The sequence below is a fragment of the Bradyrhizobium sp. LB11.1 genome (assembly GCF_040549385.1).
Classification (GTDB): Bacteria; Pseudomonadota; Alphaproteobacteria; order Rhizobiales; family Xanthobacteraceae; genus Bradyrhizobium.
The window spans coordinates 474785-496357 of the sequence record NZ_JBEPTH010000004.1 but is presented as its reverse complement, the minus strand read 5'-3'; the positions used below and the strand labels follow the sequence as shown (position 1 = coordinate 496357).

The window sequence follows — 21573 nt, the reverse complement described above, 5'->3', positions numbered from 1 at the left end:
CATGGAATTACCCCTTCTGCATCTCGCCCTGGTGGGCACGCCAAACAGCGGCAAGACCTCGCTGTTCAATGCCTTGACCGGGAGCCGGCAGAAGGTCGCGAACTATCCGGGCGTCACCGTCGAGCGCAAGGAAGGATTTTTCGTCACCCCGCTCGGCCGCCAGGTTTCGGTGGTGGACCTCCCCGGCACCTATTCGCTGCGCGGCCGCAGCCCGGACGAGGAAATCACCCGCGACTTCGTGCTCGGCAAGGCCTCCGGCGAGACCGTGCCCGACCTCGTGCTGTGCGTGGCCGACTCCACCAATCTGCGCCTGACCATCCGCCTGCTGCTGGAGCTCAAGCGCACCGGACGGCCGATGATCCTCGTGCTCAACATGTTCGACATCGCGAGCCGCCGCGGCATCTCGGTCGACGTCGAGCGGCTCGCCAAGGAGCTCGGCGTCCCCGTCGTCACCTCGATTGCGGTACGCAAGGGCGGCACGGCTGATCTCCTGGCGCTGACCGACGATATCTCGGCCAAGCTCGCAGCCGAGCCGGCCGAAAACAGCTGGCGCGCGCTCGGCGTCGCCGAGCTGCGCGCGACCCAGCGCGAGGCCGACCGCATCATCACCGACTGCGTCAGCCTGCCTGCTAGCCCCGACACCTGGACCGCGCGGATCGACGCGATCGTGCTGCATCCGGTCGGCGGCCTCGTCGTGCTCGCACTCATCCTGTTCGTGATGTTCCAGGCGGTGTTCGCCTGGGCGCAGCCGCTGATGGAGCTGCTGCAATCCGGCTTCGATGCGCTCGGCGATTTCATCCACGCCACCCTGCCCGGTGGTCTGGTGCAGAGCTTCCTGCAGAACGGCGTGATCTCAGGCGTCGGCAGCGTCATCGTGTTCCTGCCGCAGATCATCATCATCTTCCTGTTCATCCTGCTGCTGGAAGATTTCGGCTACATGGCGCGCGCGGCGTTCCTGATGGACCGCATCATGGGCGGCGCGGGGCTGCACGGCCGCGCTTTCATTCCGCTGCTGTCGAGCTTTGCCTGCGCCATTCCCGGCATCATGGCGACGCGCGTCATCGACAACAAGCGCGACCGGTTGACCACGATCCTGATCGCGCCGCTGATGACCTGCTCCGCGCGCATTCCGGTCTACACGCTGATCATCTCGGCCTTCATTCCGGCCAGGGACGTCTGGGGCTTCATCAACCTGCAGGGGCTCGTGATGTTCGGCCTCTACGCCACCGGCATCGTCAGCGCGCTTGGCGTTTCGTTCCTGATCAAATTCTTCATGCTGCGCGACTATGCGCCGGCGCCCTTCATGCTGGAGCTGCCGGACTACAAGATGCCGCGGCTGCAATCGATCGCGATCGGCGTCCATACGCGGGCCAAGATGTTCCTGCACCGCGCCGGCACCACGATCTTCTCGATGATGGTGCTGATCTGGTTTTTGGCCTCGTTCCCGCAACCGCCCGCGGGCGCGACCGAGCCCGCGATCGACTTCAGCCTCGCGGCCATCATCGGCAAGGCGCTGGAGCCGCTGCTCGCCCCTGTCGGCTTCAACTGGCAGATCGCGGTCGCGCTGATTCCGGGCATGGCGGCGCGCGAGGTCGCGGTCGCAGCACTCGGCACCGTCTATGCGATCGAAGGCGGCAAGGAAGCGGCCGAGCAGATCGGCCAGGTGCTGGCGACGAAATGGTCGCTCGCGACCGCGCTGTCGATGCTCGCCTGGTACATCTTCGCCCCGCAATGCGCCTCCACGCTCGCCGTGATCCGGCGCGAGACCGGAAGCTGGGGCTGCATGGCGGCGACCTTCGGCTACATGCTAGTGCTGGCCTATGCGGCGAGCCTTCTGACCTACAACGTCGCGGTCGCGTTAGGCGCCGGCTAGCCTCTCTCAAAACCAGACTTCCGAAAACAACCCCATGCACAGTAGACGGGGATCGTGAGATCAATGGCTTAGGCCTGTGCAAAAATCATCCGACCGTAGCCCGGATGGAGCCAACGGGTCGGCGCGAAGCGCCGCCCGATGACATCCTCCGCCAAATCCGGAAAGCGCGTCCGATGCTGGGATTCCGAAATACACTTGACCCGTCGGGCAAAACACCGGCACGATGGCATTATCGGTTTCAGACCATGACAGCGTGCCTGTCGCTTTGACATGAACGTCAAAAGCAAATGCCGTTTGCACCCACTGTGTCCGAGCGTCATAATTTCGTAACGCTGCCCGGGTGTTTGAATCGGATTTGAGTGACCAAGCGGAAGGCTGCGCCATGGAAGACGTCGAGACTCGTGTCATTGGCAAGGTGATGTGGCGGCTTATTCCGTTCCTGATCGTGTGCTACTTCGTGGCCTATCTCGACCGCGTCAATGTCGGCTTCGCCAAGCTGCACATGAACCAGGCGCTTGGTTTGAGTGAAGCAGCTTTCGGGCTGGGCGCCGGCTTGTTCTTTGTCGGATATTTCCTGTTCGAAGTGCCATCCAATATCTTTCTGGAGAAAGTCGGCGCGCGCGTCTGGATCGCTCGCATCATGATTACGTGGGGGATCGTCTCGGCGGCCTTCGCATTCATCCCGTCGATATCGGCAGCAACCGGCATTCCGACGACAGGCGTCTTCTATTCTCTTCGTTTGCTGCTCGGCGCCTGCGAAGCGGGTTTCTTTCCCGGCATCATCTTCTATTTGACGCTCTGGTTTCCTGCGGTCTACCGCGCCCGGGTCATCAGCCTGTTCATGCTGGCGATCCCGATTTCGTCCATCGTCGGATCACCCATCTCCGGGATGCTGCTCGGCGTGACCGGCTGGGGATTGGAAGGCTGGCAGTGGCTGTTCATTCTCGAAGCGGTGCCGTCGGTCGTGGTGGGCGTTGGTGTCCTGCTCTACCTGACCGATTTCCCGCGCCAGGCCCGCTGGCTGCAGCCAGACGAGATTGCCTGGCTGGAGAGCGTGCAGGCCACCGAGAAGCGCAACAAGGAGAGAGTGGAACATTTGTCCTTGGGACAGGCGCTCACCGACCGCCGTATTTTAGCGTGCGCTCTCGTGTACTTCTGCCTGAACGCTGCAAGTTATGGCGTGGCGTTTTTCTTGCCGACCATCATCAAGGGCTTTGGCGTTAGTGACACCCAGACCGGCTTGCTCGCGGCGCTACCCTTTGTTTTCGGGGCCGCTGGCATGGTGCTGCTTGGTCGCCATTCCGATCGGACCATGGAGCGAAAGGGGCACGTCGCCGCAGCGTTACTGATGGCAGCGGTCGGGATCGGATTGGCAGGCCTCGTTTCCAACTCCGTGCTCGTCATGGCGTTGCTTTGCTTTGCCCAGATCGGCGTGTCCGCGGTACCCCCGATGTTCTGGCCGCTGCCGGCAAGTTTCTTGACGGGCGCATCGGCCGCCGCCGGCATCGCCGCGATCAACTCGCTCGGAAATCTTTCCGGTTTCGCAGGTCCCTACGCGATGGGCTATCTGAAAGATTTGACCGGCAATTTTACCGCCGGCCTTCTTCTGTTGGCGGGTTGCGCGCTAGTCGGCGCAATCGTTGTCGTGATGCTGCGGATCGATGCAAGGCGCGAGCAATTGTCCGGTGAAATCGCGATGGCGCGTTAGGGTCTGGTGGCTTCTGCGAAGCTGTTGGCGGATCAGACCAAACAGCGCGGAGGCCATGACAAATTTCACGAGAGCTTGCCCATTCCGCGACATGCTTCATCGGCGCGCCGCTCGACCCGTCGGGCAAAACAGGAGCACGATGACATCATCGGGGAACCGGCAGATCGCCAGGCTCGCGCTCAATGCGGAGCGCTTCGATGGACCGCCTCCCAGAATTCCTCATGTCGGCCAGCGCGCACCGTCGACGTCGATGGAACCTTTTCGCGTACCCGTCGTTTTCTCATCATTCCACGGATACGGTCTCAATGGGCAGAATGTCGGACGAGTTGCGGGATAGGGCCCGCAGAGCAGAACGGCTCTCTACCACCATCAGCAGCTTCGAAGATTCGAGGAAGCTTCGCGCCCTCTCGAAGCAGTTCGATGCGGAGGCTGATGCGCTGGATCGCGGCGCCGAGACGAGAGCGGGCTAGCTGGGCCGCTCATTTCGTAGGGTTCCGTCGGCAGCTCACAGCTTCATGAGCGCCGCAACCAGCCGTTCGGGGTGAAACGGCTTTTCGAGAAGCATGCTGTTGGGCACGCCCTGTGATTTCCACAGTGCCGCGCCAGCGCTGCCCGTGATGTACACGACCGGAAGGCTCGGATCCTTTTCCCTCATTCTCCTTGCAAGATCCCAGCCATTGAGCTTGCCGCCGAGATAGACATCGGTCACGAGAGCCTTGTGATTCTTTCCGCGCGCGACGAACACCGTGATCGCCTCTTCGCCGGATGCGAGGATGTCGGAGGTAAAGCCGGCTTCCGCCAGCACCATCTCGAGCACGCCCTGGAGCGGATATTCGTCTTCCACGACCAGGATCGAAGGCGGTTCCGACATGTTTGCCTTAGGCTGGCCGGCAATCCGACGCGACATGTGTTCCAGTTCGTGCAGAGTCCAACACGCGTTTCTGGCTTTCTCACGATGGAAGATGTGAAACCTGAACAGCCACTCAAGAAAGTCTCTGGTCAGTTCCGAAGCCCCTCACGGCTCCAGCGTGTAGGAATGACCGGGTTCAAGCACGTAGATGGTCAGGAAGCGAAGCGGACGGTCCGGATCACAATTGCGAAAATGCGTGTGTGGAAGATCAGCCCGGTCCTGCAACGTCTCGCCCGCGCGATATTGTCGGGGCTCGTCGCTGCCATAGGCGGACTCGGCAATGCCCTCGACGATGTAGATCGCGCCCGCCACGGGATGTCGGTGAAGCGGAGCGACGCCGCCGGGCGGATAGGTGACTTCAACGACCATGAGCTCCTGATTGCCGGGCAAGTGAAGACGTTCGAGAACCTTGCGTGTGACACCGGCAAAGCCTGCTTGTTGCGCGCTTGCGTGAGCGTCGGGACGTTCATCCATTGGGCACCCTTTTCGCCGGTCTAGTTTGGAAGATGGGTAGCTCGTAGGATGGGTAGAGCGCAGCGAAACCCATCACACATCAACAAGCTCAAACGCAGCGATGGGTTTCGCTTCGCTCTACCATCCTACGGAACTACACCTTGCCCGGCCACGCCGCCATCGCCGCCTTGGCTGCACCTCGCAGTTCCGCCTGCGTGGCGCCGTCCCTGGCCTGGATCGTCATACCCTGAATGACGCTCAGATAGAACCGGCTCAGCGCATCCACGTCGGTCGCACCGGTCAATTCGCCGCTGGCGACCGCCGCATCGAACCGTGTGCGCAAATTATCCAGCAGCTCGAGCCTGACCTTTCTCACCTCGCGCGCGATGGTGGCCGGCCATTCGTCGCTGACGGCGCCCAGCGCGACCATGCAGCCTGCGGGCGCTGTGCGGGATTTCGGCAGAGTCTCGGCCGTCTTGATCAGCAGGTTCTCGACGCCGGCGCGCGCGGTCGCCCCCTCCGCGAGCTTGTCCCAGACAGCCTGCCCTTCGGTGGCGAGGTAATGCTCGAAAGCCGCGAGATACAGCGCCTCCTTGCTTTCGAACGCCGCATAGAGGCTCGGCGAGCGGACGCCCATGGCCTCGCACAGATCGTTCATCGACGCGCCGGCAAAACCCCTGCGCCAGAACAGCAGCATCGCTGCCTCCAGCGCCGCCTCGCGATCAAATTCCCGTGGCCGTCCCGCCATAGCGTCTCTTGGCCGCCTCTTTCTGTAATGATCAACACATAATTCACTTGACGGAGACGATCAAGACCCCAGATATTCTGTGTCGATCGATACAGAATAGGAGAAGATCATGACGCTGGCAGGAAAACGGGCCCTGGTGACGGGCGCAAGCAGGGGTATCGGCGCGGCCATCGCAAAGGCGCTCGCCGCGGAAGGCGCCGATGTTGCAATTACCTACGAAAAGTCGGCGGACAGCGCCGCGAAAGTCGTCGACGCCATCAAGGCCTCGGGGCGGAAAGCCGTGGCGATCCAGGCCGACAGCGCCGATGTCGCCGCCGTTCAGGCCTCGGTCGACGGGACCGTCGCTGCGCTCGGCGGGCTCGATATCCTTGTCAACAACGCCGGCATTCTCCGGCTCGCCGGGCTGAAGGACATGTCGCTCGCCGACATCGACGCGCTGCTGAACGTCAACGTGCGTTCCCCGATCGTCGCGAGCAAGGCAGCTCTCGCGCACCTCGGCAAGGGCGGCCGTATCATCACCATCGGCAGCTATTTCGCCGATCGCGTGCCGGCGCCGGCGCTCGGCGTTTACGCCGCATCGAAATCGGCGCTGATCGCGTTCAACAAGGCGCTGGCGCGCGAGCTCGGCCCCAAGGACATCACGGTCAATCTGGTGCAACCGGGCTCGATCAACACCGACATGAACCCCGCCAGCGGCCCGACCGCGGAGACGCTAAAGCAGTTCATGGCACTGGGCCGCTATGGCGCGCCGGACGACATCGCCAACGCGGTGGCGTTTCTGGCGAGTGAGAAGGCGAAATACATCACCGGCTCGACGCTCACCGTCGACGGCGGCGCCAACGCATAGACAAGGACGTGACGGCCGGGCCGCGATTCGGCCCGGCCGCGGTCCTTCCAGAAAAACTCCCACCCGGATTTGAATGGCTTTCCCGTAATCGACTGTCTAAGGTCGATTCATGTCGCGCCTCCTATGTCTGTTTGTTGCTGTCATTCTGTCGCTGCTGCCGGTCACCGCACCGGCTGCGCCTGCCCATAAAAAGCCTGCGCAAGCCTGGCGTGGCTACGGCTTCCTGCCGGGCTATCGCCAGCCGCTCAGCAACACCCAGCCGCTTTACGCGCAGAAAAACGGGTTGCGGCGCTACGCGCGCGAAAACCGGCGTCCCTGGTATATCGATCGCGTGCCGGTCTATTATCGCTACATTGACGGCGAGTGGCGCTATTTCGGCCGGCCCGGATTCGGCGGCTCCCGCTACAATGGCGGCAGCTTCGGTCCATGCTGGACGCGGACGCCGATCGGCGCGATCTGGAATTGCGGCTGATTGGCGCGACGGGTCCATTCATGTCTCCACGAGTCTGAAATCGGTGGGCAAAGGCGCATCTGCGCCGCGCCCACGGATCCAGCACCGCGACGGAAAGTCGTGGGCACGCTTCCGCCTTCGCTCTTCGAGCTACGGCGGACAAGTCGCTTTGTTTGCCCACCGATAGCTGCGGCTAATCGCCCGGTCGCTTCAATCAGGACTGAGCGCGCTCATTCGGAACAAAAGGTTCCGAAGACGCGATCCCACATGCTGGTGACCACGCCGAAATTGCACGGCCGCTCGCCGTAGTGATGGCGCGTATGGCGGCGCTTCAGGCGCCAGAGATAGCCGCCCCGTTTCAGGCGATGATGATGAATGATGTGGTGGAGCGCACCGAAATAGATGTAGCCCAGCATCAATCCCGCCGTGACGGTGCAGGCGCTGCCAAAGCCAACCAATAACCACACCGGCAGCAACGATCCGCAACAGATCGATCCCAGGCTCAGCCACAGCGGCGAGCCGACCAGCGCGCGAGGATCGGAATGGTGCATGTCATGCAACGCAGCCAGATAGGCCGGACCGTGCAGGGCGAAGCGGTGAATGACGTATTCGGCGAGGCTCCAGAGCAACAGCCCGCACGCAAAGCCGATGGCTGCTTCGTCCCAGCGCAGCGGATCCTTCAGCAGCAACGCGACCGCGACCAGCGCAGCGCTTGCGAGGGGATAGAATACGAAATCGGCGAAGTACAAAAACTGTTTCAGTCGCATGGGTTTGCGCATGGGCTGGTCTTGCTGGAACGCTCCATGGCCGCCCGTGCTTCGAAAATCTCCGGCAACTCCTGCGCGTTGGTGAACATCCCGACCACCGGACTGAGCACACTTCGCGCCTGCGCATCCGTTCCGCTCGTCTGATACAATCTGGCAAGCGAAAGCGCTGCGCGCAGCTCGTATGTCGCGGTCTGTTGCCGCCGTGCGGTCTCGATGGCCTGGGTGAACGCCGCCTCCGCGGCAACGATATCGATGGGGTCCTTGCGCAGCAACAGCTCGCCGCGCCAGCGCTGGATCTCCGGCGTGAACCACTCCTGTCCGGTCCGCTCCACCTCGACGAGCTGCTCGTCGAGGATCGCGAGCGCTTCGTCGAACTGCCCCTCGCCGGCCTTGGCTTCGGCCAGCAGCGTCCAGGTCAAGGGCACGTAGAGCCCGGTCGCCATCTTCCCGACCAGCGGCAGCGCGATGGAATCTTCCATCTCCTTGAGCCCGGCCGCGCGCTCGCCGAGACGGCAACGGATCCAGCCGTTCCAGAATTTTCCGGCCCGCGTGTAGAGCAGAAGTCCGTGTTCGCGGCTAAGCTCGATCACGGCATCGACATGCGGCCTGGCGCGCTCAGGGTTGCCGCGCATCGCTTCGAGCACGATCTTGTGGAAATGCGCGTAGACCATCGTCGCGATATGGCCGCTGTCGGTGGCACGGCGGATCGCTTCCTGCGCCAGTTGCTCGGCGCGATCGACTTCGCCGAGCGGCCACAGCACCAGCGCAAGGTAGATCGTCGCCGCGATCCCGTAATCGTGGCCGTATAGAAACGCGAGATTGCGATCATGCTCGTCGCGGTAGATCGTGAGCGCCTGCTCGAGATGCTGCTTGGCATCGACGAAATTGCCTTCGAACCAGCGCGTCATGCCGCAGACGCGATGGGCGATCCCCGCCTCCGGCGCATCGGGCCGGCCGGCGGTATCGTGCAGGAACGCCTGCGCGAGCTCCTGCATCGATCCGAGCTCGCTGCGAACCAGGCTTCCAACCCACAGGCCGTAAGTTGCGGCGAACCGTTCGGGCGCGCCCTTGAGCCCGTAGGCAAGCTCGCGCGCACGTGCGAACGCGACCGACGTTTCCGGCGCGCCATAGCCGCGCGCGGCAATCAGCGCGTTGCCATAGGCGATCTGCAATTGCAGCCTCCGGCTTTGTCCCGCCGGACTCTCGCTCAAGCCTTCCGCAAGACCGATGGCCTTGGTCAGATGCGCGATCGCCTCCGGATAGGCCGAGCTGTGCAAGGACCGATCGCCCGCCTTGCCCCACCACTCCACGGCTTCCTCGACGAGGCCGGCCTGGGTGAGATGATACGCGGCGATTTCGGGTGCTGCCGCGGCGGCCTCGGGGAATTTCTCCTGGAGCATGGCGGCGATCCGCTCGTGCAATCGCCGCCGGCTGCTCCTGAGCAGACTTTCATAAGCGGTGTCCTGCACCAGCGCGTGCTTGAACGCATAGACGCCCTCGGGGGCGGCCCCGCTGCGGAAAATCAACTCCGCACCTTCGAGCTGGGCGAGCCGGACGTCGAGCTCCGCGTCGTCCTTGTCCGAGATCGCACGCAGCAGCACATCGGAGAATTCGCGGCCGATGACGGCGCACACTTGTGCGACCTCCTTCGCCGGCCCGAGCCGGTCGAGCCGCGCCATCAGCGAATCCTGGAGCGTCGTGGGAATCGAAAGCCGCGGCAGGCTGCCGGCCATCCTGTAGCGACCGCCGGCTCCCTTTTCGAGGACGCCCATTTCGAGCACGGTCCGCGTCAGCTCCTCGACGAACAGCGGGATGCCGTCAGTCCGCGTCGCGATCTGCGTGACCAGCTCGGACGGGACCGCGCGGCTTCCGATCACGTCCGCGATCATGCGCTGGACGTCGGTCTCCTTGAGCCGTCCGAGCTCCAGCGTCGTCAAATTGGCCGGGCCCATCCACGGCAGCGTGAATTCGTCGCGGAACGTCAGAACGAGCAGCAGGCGAAGCTGGTCGGCCAACCTGACCGCGAGCCCGAGCAGCTCGAGCGAGGTCGCATCGGCCCAATGCAGATCCTCGACGATGCAGACCACGGGCGCCTCGGCGCACAGGCGCTGCAAGCGCTGGATCAGCGCCGCCAGGGTATTGCGCCGCAGCTGTTGCGGTGTCCAGTCGAGCGGCGGATAGCGCCCGTCGGTCGCGATCGAGAGCAGATCCGCAAACAGCGGCACCAGTGTCGGCGTCTTAAGATCGCTGCGCCCGAGCAGCGCTTCCACCTTGCGCAGCCGCTGGGCGTTGCCGTCGCCGGCGCCGAGCTTCGCCGCCCGCTGAAGCTGCGTGATGACGGGATAGAGCGCGCTGGCGCGATGATGCGGCGAACACTGATAGCGCAGCCGGATGTGAGGCTCCGCGGCTATCCGCTCATTGAGGAAATGCTCAGCCAACCGCGACTTGCCGATCCCGGGCTCACCGGAAATCAACACGACCTGGCCCTGGCCGCGCCAGGCCCGCTGCTTGCACCCGGCGAGCCGGTCGAGCTCGTGCTCGCGGCCGACGAAACCGGCGAGGCCCGCCGAGCGATAGGCTTCGAAGCGGCTCGCGAGCGGCGATGGACGGTCCACCGCCAAGATTTCGACGGGCTCGCTGAATCCCTTGATCGCGCGCGTGCCGAGCGCGCGAAGCTCGAACAGATGGCCGAGCAGCCGGCGGGTCGAGGACGCGATGATGACGGTGCCGGGTTCGGCGAAGGCCTGCATCCGCGCCGCGAGGTTCGGCGTCTCGCCGATCACCTCGAGCCGGCTCGAGGCGCCCTTCGCGATGAGATCGCCGACGACAACAAGCCCGGTCGCAATCCCGATCCGCACCTCCAGCCGCAAGCCCGGCTGCACGTCGAGGGCCTGGACCGCTGCGGTGATCTCGAGCCCGGCGCGGACCGCACGCTCGGCATCGTCCTCGTGAGCGGACGGATAGCCGAAATAGGACAGGATGCCGTCGCCCACCAACCGCGAGACAATGCCGTCATAGCTGGCGATGACCGCGGTCGCGGCCTCGCGATAGGCCTGCAGGATCTCACGCATCTCCTCGGGATCGAACTGCTGCGACAATGCAGTCGAGCCAACGAGGTCGCAGAACATGATCGTGAGTTGTCGGCGCTCCGCGCCCGCGTCGATCCTGGGTGCTGCGAGACGCGCCTTCGGCACGTCCAGCTCGGCAATCGAACGCAACAGCCTGCGCCGGTGCCCGAGCACGACGCCCATGGTCGCGAGATCGCGATCCGTAATCTCGGACAGAATGTCGAAATCAATGCCGTGGTCGGAAAAGGACTTCAGGTATTGAGGGAGGCCGACCTTCTCCAACCAGGCAGCAACCTGCCCAGTCATCACGCGGGGTCCAGCATTATTGTACTAAACCTAAAGTATATTCCCCCTCGGAATGAAGTCAATCGTGGCAGGCAAGCGTCGCCATTATTGACGCATCGAGAGACCTGCCTCATGCTCGGCGGTGGAAGCGTTCCCCATTTTCGCGTGAGAGTATTCATCCGTGAAGCAGGATCCGTATCCCACAGCGGCAAACCCGATACACTCAGCCGTCGTAAAACTGTTCTATTCGCGGGCTGCGCGCCATCTTTTCACCAACGCCTGGTACTCCCTGCTGAGCAACCTCGACAGGGACGCCGCGATCCGATTCCTCAACTATGGCTATGCCTCGCTCAACGGCGAGCAGGTCGCGCTGCAAGCCGCCGACGAGCCCGATCGCTATGCGATCCAGCTCTACCATCACGTCGCGTCGGGAGCCGCGATCGAAGGAACGGATGTACTGGAGGTCGGAAGCGGCCGCGGCGGCGGCGCATCCTACATCGCGCGATATCTTCACCCGCGCAGCTACACGGGGCTCGACCTCTGCAAGCCCGCGATCCGGTTCAGCGAAGCGCGTTATGCCGACCAGGACAATCTCGCATTCCGCGTCGGCAATGCGCTCAGCCTGCCGTTCGCGGATGAGAGTTTCGACGTCGTGGTGAACGTCGAGAGCGCGCAGCATTATGGCGACATGGGACGCTTTCTGGAGGAAGTCCACCGCGTGCTCAGGCCGGGCGGCGCTTTCCTGATGGCGTGTTTCGAGGACCGGTCGAAGGACGTGTATCCGCGCGAGTCTTTGTCTCAGTCTCGCTTGCGCCTCGTGAGGGAGGACGACATCACCGCCAATGTGGCGCGCGCGCTGGAGCTGGACGGTGCGCGGCGAACGGCATTGGCGGACGAGATCGTGCCGCGGGTGTTGCTCGGCGTGTCGCATGAGTTCGCCGGCATTCCGGGCACGCAGCTGCATGCGTCCTTCGCCGACGGCACTTGCCCCTATTATTGCTTCACCTGCCGCAGGGACTGAACCGGCCGCTCAGAGCGTCTTGAGATATTCGATCAGTGCCTTGCGATCGTCCTCGGTCAAATCAGTTCCGTAAACGTGCCCGGCATTCGAGTTGCCGCGGATGGTCGTATCGAACAGGAACGCGCCCGGCGCCTGCGCCTTCATGTCGTATCCGACGATCTCCGGATTGAACTCCCAATTGCCGACATAGAAGGTTTTCGGCCGCTGCCCCGGCGGCAGCAGGAGATCGTTCAGCGACGGCACCGAGCCGTTGTGCAGATAGGGCGCCATCGCCCAGATGCCGTTGAGCGGCCTTGCCCGGTAGGCGAGCGGCGCTCTGTACTGGTTTGGACGGCCGCAATTGATCTCAGCGGCACTGGCTGCGTTGTCCTTGGACCGGCCGATCCACTGCGCGGCGATGTTTCCGGTGAGAACCTCGGCGGCCTTGTAGTTGGACATCGCATCCGGGCCGCCGATCTTCGACAGCGCGATTCTGCGGCTGTTGAACGTCATCGCCTGCTCGGGATCGGTGCCGATCTTGCGGAGATCGACCAGCGGGATCTGGATCTCGCTGCAGGCCCCGGAAGCCGCATCGACAGGCGCGGCTTCGTGGCAATCCGCGCACGCATTGGCATAGACGAGCTGGCCGCGCAGCGCCCGCTTCTGGTCAAGTCTGCCGAGTATGGCTTCCGGCCAGCGCGGAGAGCGCAGATCCATCAGCTTTCGCTGACCCCAGACGACATTCTCCATCTGGACCCCATGCACCACGTCGGGGGTGATCATCGTCGCGTCATGCTTGATCGGCGCGAGCACGCCCAGCGCCTCGACGATGTTGCGCGTCAGCGGCTGGCGGATCGAGGCGTTGTACAGCACCCAGCTGAAGCGCGGCGTGTCCCACAGCGCCGGGTATCGCACCGGCGCGGTCAGGTGCGCATAATTCCTGGTCTCGCCGATGTCCGACGGGTCGGTCATCAGCCGGAACGGCCCCGCCAGCAGCTGGTTCAAGCCGGCCCCGTGCGCGTCCAGCCTGCCCGCCCCGCCCGCCGTATCGCCGGAGTTTCCACCGACGGCCTGGTTGAACTTCGCGGCCGCCTGCAACACGCCACCGAAACATTGCAAGCCGCTCTGCACGTCGGCCGGCGGCGCTTTCACCCGCGCCAAGAAGCGCTGTGCGGCCCCGTCCTGATTCTGGAGAACCGCGGTGATGGACCCGACCAGCTGTCCGACGAACGCGTCGATATCGATGTGGGAAGGACCGCCCTCGATGCGGATCTGCTGGCCGCGATAGCTGACTTGCCCGGTGTGACAGCCGGCGCAGCCGAGCCCAAGCCAGTTGCCTTTCCAGCACGCGTGCCTGCCGTCGGGAAGGTCGACCGGAGTGCTGTAAAGTCCGATCGCAAGTCCGTCCGGATTGTTGGTCGGGCTGACGGGTTCGGGGAGGAAACCCAGACGCTGCAAATTCTCGGGTGCCTTGATCAACGCGGTCTGTCCCGGTTGCTGCCCCGGCTGCTCCAGCGCGACGAACCATTCATAGGGGATCAGCGCCGTTCCCTGCGAGATGAAATGCCAGCGATCCGCGGTCTCGTCGCTCCAGCCCTGTTGCAGATGGACGGGACTAGCCGACGCGGGCTTGTCTTCAGCCGATGCGGCCTTGAAAGCGGCAAGAAGGGATACGAAGGCAATCAATGGTACGCGCACATCAAATTTCATCATCGGCTCCAATCAGGGTGAAGCTCTCAATCATGACGGCGTGAATGCCGTCGCTACATCGCAATCAGCAATCGTCCGCCACCGATGGCGCTGCGCGCGGCACCGGAGGCCTTCCAGAAATTTTCCTGCAAATGACAATGACAATGCACGGCGAGCGCGTGCGCTCGTGCCGAACCATCAGAAAGGAAGACACGCCGCCCCATAGCGACCGCTCCGAACCCCCATTGCCCGCAGCCGCACTGTCGGCGCCGGCAAGTGGAGGCTACATCATGTCGGATACAAGCGCAAAGGTAGGGATGGCCCGATCAGACTTTACGTTCGTTACCGGAAGTAACCCAGCACGAGATCGGTATCCGCGCTGCCGGCAACCGTGCCGTTCAGCTCGGCATCGATGACGCGGCGGCAGGCTTCGATCGCTGCGTGGTCGCCGAGATCGTTGGCGGCTTCCAGCACAAGCCATGCGGCGTCGACCGTGGCCTTCTCGGGAGCCGCTCCGCCCGTATCGGCGGTGAGGTTGTTGTTGAGGCTCTTGTTCTTGCGAACTGCGGTGCCGAATTGAGGCAACATTGCAAATACTCCCTCGATTTCCCGCTCAGTGAACCTGGAGCTCGGGCTGACGACCCGTCGCGGGATCGGTGCCGGCGCTGTTCTTGCGCGACTGGTAGAATTTCAGAATGCTGCGTGACGTTTCGATCTTGAGCCGACCGAAGTCGCGCTCGTTGTCGTGAAGCTCGCGCGCCGTGATCAGATGGTCCTTGGCCCCGAGGAACAACAGCGACATCGTCGTGTCCCAGGAGAAGTCGAGCGCCTTGCACAGCACCAGGATCATCTCGCGGTTGCGATCCATCAGCGCACGCTCGATCACGTCGACCGGCAGCGACGACAGCAACGAGAGGCCGATCTGCACCTCGTCGAAGCGATGCTGGCGCGCATAGTTCGAGATCGAGACCTGGTTGAGATTGCCCTGCCGGTATTGCGTCGTGACCACGCGCTTGGCGACGAAATAGCTGCGCGAGGACGGGCCGAACTTCGACTGCAAATCGCCGGTGACTTCGGTCACCGAGCTCTGGATCTGCGACATCATCTCTGGGCGTTCGGTCTCGAGCCGGCGGCGAACGTCTTCCGACGCCTTGGAGATGAGCTGCTGGAAGATGTGGCGCGGCACGTCCTTGCGCAGGCCGAGTTGTTCAGCAAGAATCGAATCTCCCTCGGCGCGGCGGACCATGTGCAGCAGGCCCGAGCCGGAGAAGCGCGCGCCCTCGTTCCTGGCGACCGAGGTGACAACCTCCTGGTTACCACGCTTGACGAGCACGTCGGTCACGGCCTCGCCGATCGCCCCGCGCTGGGAGATCGCGAGCAGATGCGCCTGGCCTTTGGTCATGGCGCTCTCGACCAGCACCTTCTCGTCGATCCGGGTCGAGCCGCGCAGCACGGGACCTGCGACCTCGATCTCGTCGTCCAAAGCGAGCTTCTCGATGACGTTGAGCGGAGCATGATCGCACCCCGCCATCAAGTCGGAGAGCTGCGCCCGCGCCGCGACCTCGATCTCGTCGGCAAGCCGCCCAATGACCTCGCCGAACATGCTGATCTCGTCGTCGACGTAGCGGCCGGTGATCAACAAATCGGTCGCATGCCACAACGCCTTCGCCCGGCTTTCGTCGGTGCCGCGCGCGATCGCGTCGTCCAGATCCTGCAGAAGCGATGGTGCCCCGTTCATCTCGATAACCCCAATTCTTGGTATTCAGATTCTTGACAGCAATCCTGCTCGTGCAGGCAGGATGCCGAATTCCTCAGAACCAGAGCCTAGGGAACAAACGCGCAAATCCAGTAAAATCGGCAGCTCAGTTTTGCCGAGCAAAATTCATTCAAATGCGAGCGAATGTGTTTACCTTTGCGCAATGCGTGCGCTGGAGGCACTGATGCGTCCTCGGTCGTCTACGGATTCGACGGCGTCAGGACCAGCGGCGGTTTCGGCCGGGGCTTTGCGGGCGGAGGGCCCGGGGCCGGCCGCACGTCGATCGGTGGCGGCAGGGGCGCGATCTGCTGGCTTGCCAGCGGCGGGCTTGGCACGGCCGGGGCGGCAAGCGGCGCCTTCGGCGTCGGTGCAGCCCTGGGCTCAACCCTCGGCTTCGGCGGCGCGCGACGCGGATCACGACCGGGCATCGGCACCTCGGTCAGTGCCGGCTCCGGCGCGGGCTCGGGCGAGACGAGTGTCGGCAGAGCAGCGGTCGCCGGCGGCGGCTCGCCGCGCTCGATGGCATCCAGCCGGCGCGTTTCGCGGTCGATCGTACGCACCGCAAGCCAGGACGACAGCGGCGTGAGATCGACGGTGCGGCTGAGCCTGTCGGGCGGACCTGCCGCAAACAACTGGATCTCCGGCGGCGCACCGGAGAGGCCGGTCATGATCGGCGTCAGGCTGGCGCGGATGTCGGCCTGGTCGGCGGGAATGTCGTAGCCGCCGGAGACGATGGCACGCGCGTTCTTCGCCTCGAGCGGGGTTGCGCCGACACGCAGGCGGCCGTCGCGGATCGTGAACGCGATCTGCGCCGAGGCCACAGCGATCGGCCCCGCGGACAATGCGGGCTCTACCAGTTGCCGTAATCGGTTGTCGTCGCTCACCTGCCCGCCGTCGCTGGCGCGGATGGCGATCTCGAAGGCGCGCGGATTGAGCCCACTGATCTCGGCTGCGTTCAGCGTCACCGTGCCATTGCCGGCGAGCGCGCCGGTCAGGGCCGAAACGCTGCGGCCCTGGGTCGTCAGCGTCATTTGCATCGAAGCGCGCCCCTTGGGCAGCGCGAGATCGCGGTAGCGCAGCGAGGCCGCATCGACATTGGTGAGATCGAGATGCGCGTTCAGCGCCAGACCGTTGGCGCCGTTACGCGCATCGAGGCTCGCCGTCATCTCTCCGCCACCGACACCGCCCTTCAGCGCATCGAGCGCGAGCGACTGGCCGTCGCTCCTGATCGTGCCGCTGAACGGGCGCAACTCGATTCCGCCCGGCAGGCTGCCGCGCAGCGCCTGGAACGCGATCCGGCCGCGCCAACCATTGACGAGACCTGCGCTCAGCGGGTCAGCGGCGTCACGCCCGGCAGCGCCGATCGCAAGCGCGAGCGCGGGCGCCAGATCGAGCGTGTCGAGCCCGACCTCGCCGTCAACGCTCTTCTCCTGATCGAGCGTCATGGCGAGATGGCCGCGCAGATGCGAGCTGGATGCGGTGCCGTCGAGATCGTCGAAGGTCAGGCGATTGCCGGACAGATTGACCCGGGAGGACAGGCTCACATTCTGGGCTGATTTGTCGGTCGGACTGGTCCCGAACAGCGGCGCCAAATTGGCGTTGCGCACGCGCAGATTGAAGCTGGCCTTCGGTTCCGGCGCAGACAATTCGACGCTGCCCTGGGCATCCGCATCCAGCCCGCCGCCACTGAGCTTTGCGTTCAGTTGCAAAGGCCGGCGCCACGTGCCGCTCAGTCTGCCCTCGATCTGCGAGGCGCCCTCACCTGCAGCGACCATGCGATCGAGCCCGAGCAGCGCCGTCAGCGCGCCGGCCTGCGGCGTCGACAGTTTCGTCTCCAGCGTGAAATCGCTGTTGCGCAATTTTTCGATGTCGATGCTGTTGACGGCCGCCACCGGCGCCTGCGCGGCGAGCGTCGCGGTGGCCTTGAGCTGGGGCGTATCGAGGTCGAGCACGGCGCGCGCGTCGCTGCGATCGGCGTGTTCGGCATTCTTGTCGAGGCTGAGGTCGAGTTTCAGGCGCGTCGCGCCGGGCAACGCCGGGATGGCATCGAAGCGCGCGCGCAGTGCTGGTGCGATCGGCTCCAGCAACGCCGTGAGATCGCGCAGCGAATTGGCGGAGGATTTCAGCGCGAGCTTGCCCGTGGCCTTGGTGCGATCAAAACTGCCGCTCGCCTCCGTGGTCACGCCGCTGGACTGGCCGAACCGCAACTGCTCCAGCGACAGCTCCGTCGGGCCGTAGCCGAGCTTGGCCGCGAATGGCCGCATCTCCTGTCCCGCCGAGATCGCGCGGCCGATGTCGAGCGAGAGTTTCGCCTCCTCCGGCCATTCGCCCTGCGGCCCCGCGAGCGCGCGGACAAAACTCGCAGCGGCATCGAGGTCGAGACGATCGGCCTTGAGGTCGGCATCGATCCGCGAACCTTTGCTGGCGCCTGTCTGCACGAAGGCAATGCGGCCCTCGACCGCACCACCTTCGATATCGGCTTTCAATTTGTCGATGGCGAGATGGTTGGCGGCGATCGTCACGTCGCCGGCAAGGCGCAGCGGCCGTGTGCTGCGCCGGTTGACCTCGTTGCGGCCCTGGAGCCAGGCCACCAGTGTATCGGGATCGGACGACTCGACACTGAGGCGGCCGCTAAAGCTGCCGGCGCCGGGCGTGGCACCATTGAGCGAGAGCTGGGTCATGCCGGGCGCGCGCAGCTCGAGCCGCTGGAAGGTCCAGGATCGGCCATCGGTCTGCAGCTCGGCCGCGATGTTCTGGAGCGGGCGGCCGCCCAGCATGATCTGGTCGGAGTTGAACTCGATCTGCGCCGGGATCGGCGCCTGCGGGATCGCGGCAAGGCCCGCGCGCAGCGTGGGCAGGATGCGCAGCGGCTCGGCATCGTCCCGGCCGGCAAGCTTGTCGGCATCGACCTGCCGCGCCGACAGCACCGCGCGCAGCAGCGGCGTGGCGCCAAACCTGAGATCGCCGACGCCACCGAGCTTCAGCGCGCTATCTTCCTGGCCAAAGCTGGCGTCGATCTGGTCGAACTTGGCGCCGGCCGGATCAGCCTTGAGTTTTGCGATCAGCTTCCAGGGCGACGGTCCCGCCTCGCCCTTCTTCGGCGGCGGCACGGCCAGGGTCAGCGCGCCATCGAATTTCGGCAGTCGGTTGTCGAAGGCAAGGACGCCTTCGAGATCGGCCAGAATGGCGCGCTCACCGGGATCGATGTTGAGGTGAAGACGGGTGGCGCTTCCATCGGCGCTCGGGCCGGAGGAGATGCGGAACGGATAGCGCGTGCCTGCGGCCGTGAAATTGCCGTCGCCCCGCACCGCGCCCGCGAGCGAGCGCACGTCGCCGGAGAAGACAATGTCGTTGAGCTCCAGCGTCGAACGGCTGGCGGCGTCGTGCAGCGCGATGCGGCCGGTGAGGTTCAGCCGCTCGATGGCGAGCGATGCCAGGTTGAAGGTGCCGCTCGCAGTGGACGGCAGGTCGACCTTGCCTCTGGCGTCCAGGCCGAGATCCACTGCCATGCCGCCGACCGATAGCTCGGTGGCGCGCCACTCGCCGCGCATCAGCGAGCTCAGGCTGAACTCGACGTCGAGCTTGTCGGCGCGCAGGCGACCGAGATCATTGTTGCCCCCGAAGGTGACCGAGCGCAGCCGCAGCGTCGGCGCCGGCAGCAACCGCGCATCGAGCTCGCCCGCCACGCGCACGGGCACGCCGATGATCCGGGTCGCCTCCGCCTCGAACTGGGGCCGGAACTGGTTCCAGTCGACGAAATAAGGCCCGATCAGCGCGGCCAGCAGCGCTAGAATAAAGGCAATCGCCAGTCCGAGCAGCGTCGTCTGCACGGGTCTCCCCTCGGCCAAGCCGGCACCCGGGTCAAACCCAAGCCTTTCAAACCCAAGCCTACAACCAAGCTTCAGGCGCGCCGGAACTGCCCCTTATATAGGGGGAAGTGTGGCGAAGTCACAGCGACTGTTGCGCACGGAGGTTAACGCCGATGCGCCCTCACCAGCTCGCCGGCAGCTCCTTCAGACCCCGCAGCACAAAGGTCGGGCGCCATGCCGGGTTTTCGACGTCGTCGATGCGCAAGTCAGGAAGCCGCCGCAGCAGCGTCGCGATGGCGATCTCGGCCTCGATGCGGGCCAATTGGGCCCCCAGGCAGAAATGGATGCCGCCGCCGAACGACAGTGGCCGGACGTTCGGGCGGGTGATGTCGAGCCTATCAGGCCGATCGGGATAGACTGCCGGATCGTGATTGGCCGAGCCAAGCAAGCAGAGCACGCTCTCGCCCTTGGGGATCCTCTTGCCGCCGAGATCGTCGATCTCCTCCAGCGTGACGCGGCCGGTCATCTGCACCGACGAATCGTAGCGCAAGAACTCCTCGATCGCGTTGGTAATCAGGTCCGGCCTCGCCTTCAGCAGGGCGAGCTGGTCCGGATTGCGATGGAGCGCCAGGAGGCCGTTGCCGATCAGATTGACGGTGGTCTCGTGGCCGGCGCCGAACAGCAGGATGATGTTGGCCGTCAGCTCCTCATTGGTGAGCTTGTTGCCGTCTTCCTCGGCCTGCACCAGCTGGGTGGTGAGATCGTCGGCGGGATTGCGGCGGCGCAATTCGAACAGCTGCTGGAAGTACATCTGCGCCATCATGTTCGCGGCGTTGCCCTTCGCGATCTCCTCGGGCGTCATCGGCACCGGATCGAGCAGCCGCCCGCCGTCGCGCGAGCTCTTGTAGAAGACCTCGCGATGGTCCTCGGGAATGCCGAGCATGTCGCAGATGATGGTCACTGGCAGGCGAAAGGCGAAATCCTCGATCAGGTCCATCTGGCCGCGGTCGATCACCGCATCGATAGCCTGGTCGACGACCTCCTGAATGCGCGGCCGCATGTCCTCGACGCGGCGGGCGGTGAATGCCTTCACGACGAGGCCGCGCAGGCGAGTGTGATCGGGCGGATCGGCCTGCAGCATCCAGTTGCCCATGCTGCGGAACACCGGCTCCTTCAGGATATCGGGGCCATAGCGGCGCGTCGTGCGCTCGACAAAATCCTTGCCGAAGCGCTTGTCGCGCATGACGAGGCTGACATCGGCATGACGGCTGGCGACGAACTCGCCGAACGGCGTCACGTGGATCGGATCGATCGTGCGCAGCCGGTCGTAATGCGGATAGGGATTGCGGATGAAGTCCGGCGCCAGCGGATTGAACAGCGGATCGCCTGCGGGTTGCACTTGCTCGTTCATGGTGACCTCACTTCGGTTGCCGCATGACACGAATACGCGAGGCTGCCCCACGCCTGGCGTAACCATCCCTATCATTATCAACTCGATACATTGTTGTATCGAGTTGCATTCTGCCCTAAACTGGCCCGATGTCAAGGGTGAGAACCAGGCCGACCAGGGACGACACGCGCGACAAGCTGTTCGAGGCGGCCGCGCGGGTGTTCGAGCAAGACGGTATCGGCAGCGCCAGCATCGAGGCGATCGCGGCGGAGGCCGGCTTCACCCGCGGCGCGTTCTATTCGAACTTTGAGAGCAAGGACGAGTTGATCATCGCCATGATCGAGGATCATGTCGAGCAATCGATCCGGCGCAACATGGAAATCCTTGCGCAACACAAAAATCTCGACGACTTCATTGCGGCGCTGAAGGCCATGGATCGCACGCGACAGGATCCTCTTGGCCGATCGCCCCTCCTCCACATGGAAATGATCCTCTTCGTCGCGCGCGCCGAGAAGCGCCGGCCCGAGCTCGCCAAGCGGCTGCGTGCGCGCCGCAAGCTGATCGCGGACATCGTGGAGGCGACATTGAAGGACAACGCGAAGGGCGACACGCTGAACCCGCCCTGGATGGCCTCCGTCGTGCTAGCCCTAGAGGACGGTTTTCGCCTGCACCGGCTGATCGACCCCGAGACGACGCCGGCCGACAGCTTTCTGCGCGCGATCACGGATTTGCGGCGCAGGACAGGATTGGCGTCGGACTAGCTCATGAATAAAAGAAGAGGCCGTTAAAAGAAGAGGCCGTCTTGCGAACGGCCTCCCC

General features: G+C 64.3%; 16 protein-coding genes. 6 read left to right on the top strand and 10 right to left on the bottom strand.

Going from position 1 to position 21573, the window contains the following annotated elements; all coding sequences use genetic code 11:
- Position 1: 1 nt before the first annotated feature.
- Both feoB and ABIA96_RS13650 read left to right on the top strand, forming a co-directional pair.
- Positions 2 to 1873 carry a ferrous iron transporter B gene (feoB, locus tag ABIA96_RS13655; RefSeq protein WP_354137561.1) on the top strand — a complete coding sequence of 624 codons (1872 nt, stop codon included), beginning with the start codon at positions 2 to 4 and terminating at the stop codon, positions 1871 to 1873.
- Between the two features lie 382 nt (positions 1874 to 2255).
- Entirely contained in the window at positions 2256 to 3581 is a 1326-nt protein-coding gene (locus tag ABIA96_RS13650) for an MFS transporter (RefSeq protein ID WP_354137560.1), read from the top strand.
- 505 nt (positions 3582 to 4086) lie between these two features.
- Here the strand turns inward: ABIA96_RS13650 and ABIA96_RS13645 are convergent.
- The 3 genes from ABIA96_RS13645 to ABIA96_RS13635 form a co-directional block, all read right to left on the bottom strand.
- A complete protein-coding gene (locus ABIA96_RS13645) occupies positions 4087 to 4452 on the bottom strand; it encodes a response regulator (RefSeq protein ID WP_354137559.1) in 366 nt (121 codons plus the stop codon).
- Between the two features lie 144 nt (positions 4453 to 4596).
- A complete protein-coding gene (locus ABIA96_RS13640; protein WP_354137558.1) occupies positions 4597 to 4965 on the bottom strand; it encodes a cupin domain-containing protein in 369 nt (122 codons plus the stop codon).
- 133 nt (positions 4966 to 5098) lie between these two features.
- Entirely contained in the window at positions 5099 to 5692 is a 594-nt protein-coding gene (locus ABIA96_RS13635) for a TetR/AcrR family transcriptional regulator (protein ID WP_354137557.1), read from the bottom strand.
- 106 nt (positions 5693 to 5798) lie between these two features.
- Between ABIA96_RS13635 and ABIA96_RS13630 the strand changes: the two genes are divergently transcribed.
- Both ABIA96_RS13630 and ABIA96_RS13625 read left to right on the top strand, forming a co-directional pair.
- On the top strand, positions 5799 to 6539 hold the full coding sequence (locus tag ABIA96_RS13630) for a 3-oxoacyl-ACP reductase family protein (RefSeq protein WP_354137684.1): 741 nt from the start codon (positions 5799 to 5801) through the stop codon (positions 6537 to 6539).
- Between the two features lie 109 nt (positions 6540 to 6648).
- Positions 6649 to 7011 (top strand): hypothetical protein, encoded by a 363-nt coding sequence (locus tag ABIA96_RS13625; protein ID WP_354137556.1) that lies wholly within the window; start codon positions 6649 to 6651, stop codon positions 7009 to 7011.
- A gap of 209 nt (positions 7012 to 7220) precedes the next feature.
- Here ABIA96_RS13625 and ABIA96_RS13620 read toward each other — a convergent pair whose 3' ends face one another.
- Together ABIA96_RS13620 and ABIA96_RS13615 are read right to left on the bottom strand one after the other, a co-directional pair.
- Positions 7221 to 7679 (bottom strand): sterol desaturase family protein, encoded by a 459-nt coding sequence (locus ABIA96_RS13620; protein WP_354137555.1) that lies wholly within the window; start codon positions 7677 to 7679, stop codon positions 7221 to 7223.
- Positions 7680 to 7747: 68 nt separating this feature from the next.
- The gene (locus ABIA96_RS13615; RefSeq protein ID WP_354137554.1) at positions 7748 to 11131 is read right to left on the bottom strand and encodes an AAA family ATPase; all 3384 of its coding nucleotides are present in this window, start codon (positions 11129 to 11131) and stop codon (positions 7748 to 7750) included.
- Positions 11132 to 11291: 160 nt separating this feature from the next.
- Between ABIA96_RS13615 and ABIA96_RS13610 the strand changes: the two genes are divergently transcribed.
- A complete protein-coding gene (locus tag ABIA96_RS13610) occupies positions 11292 to 12131 on the top strand; it encodes a class I SAM-dependent methyltransferase (protein WP_354137553.1) in 840 nt (279 codons plus the stop codon).
- A gap of 9 nt (positions 12132 to 12140) precedes the next feature.
- Here ABIA96_RS13610 and ABIA96_RS13605 read toward each other — a convergent pair whose 3' ends face one another.
- The 5 genes from ABIA96_RS13605 to ABIA96_RS13585 all read right to left on the bottom strand — a co-directional run bounded on the left by ABIA96_RS13605 (position 12141) and on the right by ABIA96_RS13585 (position 20775).
- Positions 12141 to 13820, bottom strand: a complete 1680-nt coding sequence (locus ABIA96_RS13605; protein WP_354137552.1) for a di-heme-cytochrome C peroxidase — start codon at positions 13818 to 13820, stop codon at positions 12141 to 12143.
- Between the two features lie 321 nt (positions 13821 to 14141).
- On the bottom strand, positions 14142 to 14387 hold the full coding sequence (locus ABIA96_RS13600) for a hypothetical protein (RefSeq protein WP_354137551.1): 246 nt from the start codon (positions 14385 to 14387) through the stop codon (positions 14142 to 14144).
- A gap of 25 nt (positions 14388 to 14412) precedes the next feature.
- Positions 14413 to 15537, bottom strand: coding sequence for a DUF2336 domain-containing protein (locus ABIA96_RS13595; protein ID WP_354137550.1), 1125 nt, complete (start codon positions 15535 to 15537; stop codon positions 14413 to 14415).
- A 218-nt stretch (positions 15538 to 15755) separates the two neighbouring features.
- Positions 15756 to 19385, bottom strand: a complete 3630-nt coding sequence (locus ABIA96_RS13590; protein ID WP_354137549.1) for an AsmA family protein — start codon at positions 19383 to 19385, stop codon at positions 15756 to 15758.
- Between the two features lie 160 nt (positions 19386 to 19545).
- Positions 19546 to 20775 (bottom strand): cytochrome P450, encoded by a 1230-nt coding sequence (locus ABIA96_RS13585; RefSeq protein ID WP_354137548.1) that lies wholly within the window; start codon positions 20773 to 20775, stop codon positions 19546 to 19548.
- A 128-nt stretch (positions 20776 to 20903) separates the two neighbouring features.
- On the opposite strand from ABIA96_RS13585, the gene ABIA96_RS13580 reads away from it, so the two are divergent.
- Complete coding sequence (locus ABIA96_RS13580; RefSeq protein ID WP_354137547.1) at positions 20904 to 21515, top strand: TetR/AcrR family transcriptional regulator; 612 nt, start codon at positions 20904 to 20906, stop codon at positions 21513 to 21515.
- Positions 21516 to 21573 lie beyond the last annotated feature (58 nt).